A 7,645-nucleotide genomic window follows, 5' to 3' on the forward strand; every position below is an offset into this window, starting at 1 on the left:
GGCCCATGGCCCATCCAGACAGTCCCCTCAGCGCCCTCCTATCCGGCAAGGCATCAACGGTCAGCATCTACAAGAGCGGACCGGGCTCCGTTGTCGCGTTGTGCCGCGAACTGGTCCACAAGGGCCGCCCCGTGGTGCTCGTGGCTCCCGGCGCGGCCGACCTGGCCCAGCTGACGGCCCTTCTCGCCCTGCACTTCCCGCCGGGGGACGAGCCCCTGGACGAGCGCCCCTGGGCCGCCCTGCCGTCCTACGTGCCCGGCCCGCCGGGGCTGGCTTCCTGGGCCAGGCGCTGGGCCTTCCTCCACGCGGCGGCCAACACCGTTACGCCCAAGGTGCTCTGCCTGAGCGTGGAGAACCTGCTGCCCAAGTGGCCGCCGCGCCAGGCCCTGGAGCACTCCGTGCTGGAGGTGCGCGCCGGGGAGGAGCTCGCGCCGGACATGGTGCTGGAACAGGCCGCAGCCTGGGGCTATCGCCGCGTTGGCATGGTCTCGCAGCCCGGCGAAATGGCCCTGCGCGGCGACCTCCTGGACATCTACCCCCCGGGGCACGAACACCCCCTGCGCCTGGAGTTCTTCGGAGACACCCTGGAGAGCCTGCGTGCCTTCGACGCCAACTCCCAGCGTTCGCTCGCTCCGGCCCAGCGCGCCGTGATCCTGCCCGTGGCCCCGGCCATCCTGGCCGAGCCCTTCGTGACGCGCGCCCGGGAAAACTGGGCCAGGCTGGCCCAGACCGGCGAACTGGGCCGCGCCGCCCAGGCCCGCATGGAGGAGATGCTCCTCCAGGGCGACGGGACCATCTTCCCCGGCCTTTTCTACGACCAGCCCGTGCCCCTGGAGGCGTGGCTGCCCGGAAACGCGGTCTACGTGCTGGCCCATTCCTCCAACCTGCGCCCCCGCCTGGAGGAGCAGGAATTCGGCTGGGTGACCACCCTGGAGAAGACCGCCCAGCAGCAGGGCTTCCCCTGGCCGCGCCACCAGCTGCTCTGGCCCGAGGCCATGGCCCGGCGCACCTGGCGCGACAAGCCCCAGTTGGTCTTCGAGGATCTGGTGATCGGCCACGAGAAGCACGGGGTGGACCTGCCCGAGCGCAAGATCGAGAATTTCCAGGACCTCTTCTGGCGTCCCGACGAGGCCCGCAGGCCCTGGTCCACCCTGGTGGCGGGGATGAAACGCTGGGAGGAGGAGCGCCGCCAGGTGCTTCTGTCGTTCCATTCGCGCCAGTCGCGCCGCAAGTTTCTCAAGCTTTGCGAGCACGAGGGCGTGGTCCTCTCCCTGGAACAGCCCGCGCCGGGCAAGCCCGGGCTGCACGCCCTGGTTTCGCCGCTGCGCCGGGGCATGGAACTCTCCTGGTGCAACTGCCTCGTGCTGCCCGAAGACGTGCTCCAGCCCGGGGCGGACCGTCAGGCGCGCTCCCGTCCGGAGAAGGGTTTCAAGGGCCTGGCCGCCTTCGACGACGTGAACCCCGGCGACCTCCTGGTGCACCGCGACTACGGCCTGGCCCGCTTCGAAGGCCTCTCCAGGCTCTCGGTGGACCAGGCCGCCAACGACTACCTCTTGCTGGTCTTCGACGGCGACGACCGCCTCTACCTGCCGGTGGACCGCCTGAATCTGGTGCAGCGCTACAAAGGCCCCGAGGGGGCCGACCCCTCCCTGGACCGCCTGGGCGGCACGCGCTGGAAATCCAGCCGGGAGAAGGCGCGCAAGGCCATCGAACGCATCGCCCAGGACCTGGTGGAGATGTACGCCTACCGCCGCGTGGCCAAGGGCTACGCCTACGGCCCCGTGGACGAGCTCTACTGGGAGTTCGAGGCCACCTTCGGCTTCGAGGAGACCCCCGACCAGGACCGCGCAATCACAGAGGTGCTGGAGGACATGGAGCGCCCCGAGCCCATGGACCGCCTGGTCTGCGGCGACGTGGGCTTCGGCAAGACCGAGGTGGCCATGCGCGCCGCCTTCCGCGCCGTGCTGGACGGCAAACAGGTGGCGCTTCTGTGCCCCACCACGGTGCTGGCCGAACAGCACTACCAGAATTTCTCCAAACGGCTCGAGGGGTTTCCGGTGCAGATCGGCATGCTCTCTCGCTTCGTGCCGCCCAAGCGGGCCAAGATGGTCACCGAGGCCGCGGCCAGGGGCGAGCTGGACATCCTCATCGGCACGCACCGCATGCTCTCCAAGGACGTGAGCTTCCCCCGCCTGGGCCTGATCATCCTGGACGAGGAGCAGCGCTTCGGGGTGAAGCACAAGGAGAAGCTCAAACTCCTCAAACGCAACGTGGACGCGCTGACGCTCACGGCCACGCCCATCCCGCGCACGCTGCAGCTCTCGCTCTCGGGGCTGCGCGGCCTCTCTGTGATGGAGACGCCCCCGGCGGATCGCAAGCCCGTGGAAACCGCCCTGGTGGACCGAGACGAACGCATGCTGGCCAACATCCTGGCCCGCGAGATGGAGCGGGGGGGGCAGGTGTTCTGGGTGCACAACCGCGTGCAGAGCCTGCCCCAGGCCGCCGACCTGGTGCGCAAGCTGGCCCCTGGCGCGCGCATCGGCATGGCCCACGGCCAGATGGCCGAGAAGGACCTCGAAGAGGCCATGCACGGCTTCTGGCACGGCGAGATCGACGTGCTGGTGTGCACGGCCATCGTGGAATCCGGCCTGGACTTCCCCCGGGCCAACACCCTGGTGGTGGACAACGCCCACATGTTCGGCCTGGGCCAGCTTTACCAGCTGCGCGGGCGCGTGGGGCGCTCCGAGCGCCAGGCCTACGCCTATTTCGTGGTCTCCTCCCTGGACCACGTGCCCGAACTGGCCCGCAAGCGACTCCAGGTGATCCTGGACATGGACTACCTGGGCGCGGGCTTCCAAATCGCCATGGAGGATTTGCGCCTGCGCGGGGCGGGCAACATTCTGGGCGAGGCCCAGTCGGGCCAGATCGCGCGCATCGGCCTGGACCTCTTCCTGGAGATGCTCGACGAGGAGGTTCGCCGGGTCAAGGGCGAACCGGCCCGCGAGGAGGTGGAGACGGAACTCAACCTCTCCATTCCAGCGCGCATCCCCGAGACCTACGTGCCCGACCCCCGCGAGCGCCTGCGGCTCTACAAGAACCTCACGGCCGCCCAGGGCGAGGCCGGGCTGGCCGAGGTGATGGCCGGCGTGCGCGACCGTTTCGGCCATGCCCCCGAGGAGCTGGAGAACTTCGCGGCCGTGCTGGGGCTCAAGCGGGTGCTCACCCGCCTTGGGGTGCGCCGCGCCGACGTGCACGCCGCCAAGGTGGCCCTCACCTGGGACGAGAAGTCCCAGGCCGTGGACCCCCAGGCCCTCCTGGCCTGGATCGCCGCCCGCCCGGCGGAGGCGAAGCTCTTCCCCCCGGCCAAGCTGGAGCTGCGCCTGGATCAGGCGCTCCCCACGCGCCGCGTCCTGGAGCGCGCCGCCCAGGATCTGGCGGGCCTTCTGCCGTGAACATGCGCCTCGTCCTGCTGGCCGCCGCGCTGCTCCTTGCCGCCTGTCAGCCCGAGCCCAGGGACCAGGGCGTGGCCGCCCGGGTGAACGGCCGCCCCCTCATGGTGCGCACGGTGGAGTTCGTGCACGGCCTGAGCCCCTCTTCGCCCCCCCTGGAAACCGGCAAGGCCCTTGAAAGCCTTTCGGCGGAGTACGGCCGGGCCCTGGCCCTGCTGGTGGTGGAGGAGCTGGCCCACCAGGAACTGGCGCGGCGCGGCCTGGAGATCACCGGGGCGGAGCTGGTCACGGCCGAGACGGCCGTGCGTGCGGGCTATCCGGGCAACGCCTTCGAGGATGCCCTGAGCGAAGAGGGCATCGACCTCGCCTCCTGGCGCGAGCGCCTGCGCGGCCGCCTGGCCCTGGACGCCCTGGCGCAACGGGTGCTCCGGCCGCGCGTGAGCCTTTCCCCCGAAGAGGTGCAGGCCTACTACAAGAGCGCCAGCCAGGAGTTCGTGCAGCCCGCATGGGTGAAGTTCGTACGGGTGGAATCGAAGAATCCCGAGGCGCTGCGCTCGGCCCTGGAGTCGGCGCGCGGCGCGGCGGATCCGGCCGGGGTGCTGGGCGTCTTCGACGAGGTGCACGTGCAGTCCCAGGCGCTGGAGGAGACGGCCCTGCCCGGCAAGTGGCGCGAGGCCCTGGCCAGAATCAAGCCCGGCGAGGCGGGAGCGCCCGTCCAGGGCGGCATCGGCTGGGAGGCCTTCGTGGTGCTGGAGCGCGGCGAGGCCCGCGCGGAGGGGCTGGTGCAGGTCTACGGGCTGGTGGAGAAGCGCCTGGCCGAGGCCAAGCTCTCCGAGGAGTTCACCCGCTGGCTGACCCAGGCCCTGAACACCTCGGTGATCCAGATCAATCCCGGCCTTACTGCGTCTGCCGGGCGTTGACGCAGATTCGTTGCAAGCCTTCCCAAAAGCGCATACAAGGTCCCAGCCGAAGGCCGCACGGCCCCATTCGCCAATCTGCCTCCGTGGAGGATGCCCTTGACCGTCGTTTCCCGCCTATTCCTCGCCGCCGTTGTGTCGCTGTATCTGGCCGGTCCCGCAGCTGCCGCTCAGCAGCAGGTGGTGGACAAGATCGTCGCCCAGGTCAACGGCGAGATGATCACCCTGTTCGACCTCAACGAGCGCGTGAAGAACTATGTCACCCAAGTGGAACGCAAACCGTTCAACCCCTCCGACCCCATCCTTCGCGAACTCCAGGAGCGCATGCTCAAGGCCATGATCGAGGACATCCTGCTCAAGCAGGAGGCGGTCCGGCTCAAGGTGAACATCAGTGACGTCGAGGTGGAGTCTCGCATCAAGGAACTGCGCGAAAAAGGGGGGCTTTCCGAGGCCCAGTTCGTCCAGCAACTGCGGCTCGAAGGCATGACCCGCAAGCAGTTCGCAGACGCCATCAAGCGCGACATCCTCAAGAAACAATTGCTGGGCTACATGGTCCAGCGCAAGGTGGTGGTCACCGACGAGGAGATCCGCGCCTATTTCGAGCAGAACAAGTCCGGCCTGCGCGTCCAGACCGGGCAGCGCATCGGGCTCATCATGCTCGCCAAGCCGGAGGAGGCCAAGGCCCTGCGCCAGCGCATCGTCTCCGGGCAGATTTCCTTCACCGAAGCCGCGCGGAAGTTTTCCGTCGGCCCCGGCGCGGAGCAGGGCGGCGACCTGGGCAAGGTGGACCTGAAGGACCTCGCCCCGGAACTGGCCCAGGCGCTCAGGAACGTGCCCCCCGGCGGAGTGAGCGAACCCGTGATGCTCGACGGCAAGCCGGTGCTGCTCACCATGGCCGCGCCTGACGCCGCCGCCGCCGCCCAGCCTTCTGCCGGACCATCGTACGAATCCGTGCGCGACGAAATCCAGGAGCGCCTCTACAAGGAAAAGCTTGAAAAGCAGTTCACCGACTACATGGACAAGCTCCGGGCGAAGTCGGTCATCAAGATCAACCTGTGAGCCAGACAGCAATCAAGGACGCGTGATGACCCTCGAGGAAATGGGCACGCTGCTCCGTCAGGAGCGTGAAAGGCGTGAGTTGAGCCTGGAAAAGGCGGCCGCCGAAATCAAGATCAGCAAGAAATACCTTGTGGCGATCGAATCGGGGTTTACCAAGGACCTGCCCCACCCGGTCTACGCAAAGGGTTTCGTGAAAAACTACGCCCGGCTGCTGGGCCTGGACCCGGAAGAAATGGGCGAGGTGCTCTCCAGGCACTACGCGGTGGACGAAGACCAGCTCCAGAGCGGGCCGGGCGCGGAATACCGCGAGAGCCCCCAGCCCATCAAGGAGCGCAAGTCCGGCTACGTCTCCTCCGGAGCTTCCGGCTTCAAACCCTCCCTCTGGCTGGGCCTGCCCCTGGTGGCCGTGTTCGCCGGATTGGCGTGGTTTTTCTTCTTCTCCAGCATGGGCGCGAGCTTCTCCCTGGAAACCCTCACGGGTCTTTTCGCCTCCAAGCCCGAGGTCCAGGCCCCGCAGCAGACGGGGGCGCCGGCGCAGCCGAGCCCGAAGCCTGAGCCCAAGGCCGAGCCTGCCCCCGCCTCGCCCCCAGCCCCCCCTGCGCCCCAGGCCCAGGACGCCCAGGTTCCCCGCGATCTCCTGGCCACCGGCTCCGGCCCGGCGCGGCCCTTCCCCCTGCCCCCCGCCCAGGCCGAAACGGCCGTGAGCCCCGAGGCCCTCGCCTCCGAGGCCCAGTTCGCCAGCCAGGGCAAGCAGGTGCTGGAGGTCAACGCCACGCAGGCCGCCGTGCTGGAGGCCTCCCTTGAGGACGGCCAGAAGCGCGCCTTCACCCTGGTGAAGGGCCAGCGCCTCGTGCTGCGCTTCGACGGCAAGGCCACCCTGCGTTTCCAGCAGGCCCCGGCCGTGGGCATCAAGTTCAACGGGAAGGACTATCCTCTGGAGGGCGGCAAGGCCGACGGCCGGTCCATCACCTTCCCCTAGCCCCCGGCGGCGACCGGGCTGCCGCGAGCCATGGAGTCCATCGAAAAAGCCCTGATCCTCAAGGTGGGGCGCTTCCGCGAGGTGGACGCCTGGCTCAGGCTGTTCTCGCCGCGCAAGGGCGTCTTCAACGCCTTCGCCTTCGGGGGCTCCGTGAGCCGCAGACGCTTCCTGGGCTGCCTGGACCCCCTCAACGTGGTGACCTTCAAGGTGAAGTCCGACGCGGCCAAGGGGTACACCTACCTGCTGGAAGGGGCGCTCGTGCGCGCCCACCCGCGCCTGCGCCAGGACCAGGAGCGCCTGGGCATGGCCGTGAACTGCCTGAAGTTCCTGGAGGCCGTCCACCTGGGGCATCCGGGCAGCGAGGCCGTGTACGGCCTGACGCTGGAGACCCTGGAGGTTCTGGAGGCCGGGGACAGCCCCTGCGGGCTCCTGCCGCTCTTCTTCCGGGCGCGCATGGCCTTCGACCAGGGCTTCCGGCCCGATTTCACCGTCTGCGCCCGCTGCGGCGTCCTGCTGGACCAGGCCCCGCCCCCCTCGCTGTTCCTTGTGGAGCAGGGCAGGCTCCACTGTTCGCAGTGCCGACGCTGGGGCAAAGGGGCCGCCGCAATCCTGGGCGGCGAGGCCCTTCAGGCCCTGCGCGACCTGTCGGAGCACGGCCCTGCGCGCTGGGCGGACTTGTCCCTCCCGGCCCAGGCGCGCCGCGAAGTGGCCCGGTCCGTGGACCTTTTCGTGGAATACCACCTGGGCTTGACCTGGGACCACGGCTCGTTTAGGCGCTTCTGACGCCTTAACCCCAGAGGAGCCTTCATGAACTTCCAAGACGTCATCCTCACCCTGCAGTCCTATTGGGCCAGGCAGGGATGCCTGATCGTCCAGCCCTACGACCTGGAAGTGGGCGCGGGGACCTTCAACCCCTCCACGTTCTTCCGCGTCATCGGTCCCGAGCCCTGGCGCGCGGCCTATGTGGAACCCTCCCGGAGGCCCACCGACGGCCGCTACGGCGAAAACCCCAACCGCCTCCAGCACTACTACCAGTTCCAGGTGATCCTGAAGCCCTCGCCCGACAACGTGCAGGATCTCTACCTGGAGAGCCTGCGCGCCCTGGGCGTGCCCCCCGAGGCCCACGACATCCGCTTCGTGGAGGACGACTGGGAATCCCCCACCCTGGGCGCGTCCGGCCTGGGCTGGGAGGTGTGGCTCAACGGCATGGAGGTCACGCAGTTCACCTACTTCCAGCAGGT

6 protein-coding genes are annotated in these 7,645 nt (G+C 68.9%); all 6 read left to right on the forward strand.

All coding sequences use genetic code 11. The features are described 5' to 3' along the window. Positions 1–5: 5 nt before the first annotated feature. On the forward strand, positions 6–3,452 hold the full coding sequence (gene mfd, locus ACV4UX_RS05820; RefSeq protein WP_491592376.1) for a transcription-repair coupling factor: 3,447 nt from the start codon (positions 6–8) through the stop codon (positions 3,450–3,452). 2 nt (positions 3,453–3,454) lie between these two features. After that, on the forward strand, positions 3,455–4,369 hold the full coding sequence (locus ACV4UX_RS05825) for a peptidyl-prolyl cis-trans isomerase (RefSeq protein ID WP_491592381.1): 915 nt from the start codon (positions 3,455–3,457) through the stop codon (positions 4,367–4,369). A 96-nt stretch (positions 4,370–4,465) separates the two neighbouring features. Next, positions 4,466–5,425, forward strand: coding sequence for a SurA N-terminal domain-containing protein (locus ACV4UX_RS05830; RefSeq protein WP_491592377.1), 960 nt, complete (start codon positions 4,466–4,468; stop codon positions 5,423–5,425). A gap of 25 nt (positions 5,426–5,450) precedes the next feature. Beyond that, positions 5,451–6,404 carry a helix-turn-helix domain-containing protein gene (locus ACV4UX_RS05835; RefSeq protein ID WP_491592378.1) on the forward strand — a complete coding sequence of 318 codons (954 nt, stop codon included), beginning with the start codon at positions 5,451–5,453 and terminating at the stop codon, positions 6,402–6,404. A gap of 30 nt (positions 6,405–6,434) precedes the next feature. Continuing rightward, a complete protein-coding gene (recO, locus tag ACV4UX_RS05840) occupies positions 6,435–7,187 on the forward strand; it encodes a DNA repair protein RecO (protein WP_491592379.1) in 753 nt (250 codons plus the stop codon). 24 nt (positions 7,188–7,211) lie between these two features. Next, the coding region (locus ACV4UX_RS05845; protein ID WP_491592380.1) for a glycine--tRNA ligase subunit alpha at positions 7,212–7,645 on the forward strand (434 nt) is incomplete at its 3' end.

Source organism: Fundidesulfovibrio sp. (assembly GCF_058402725.1).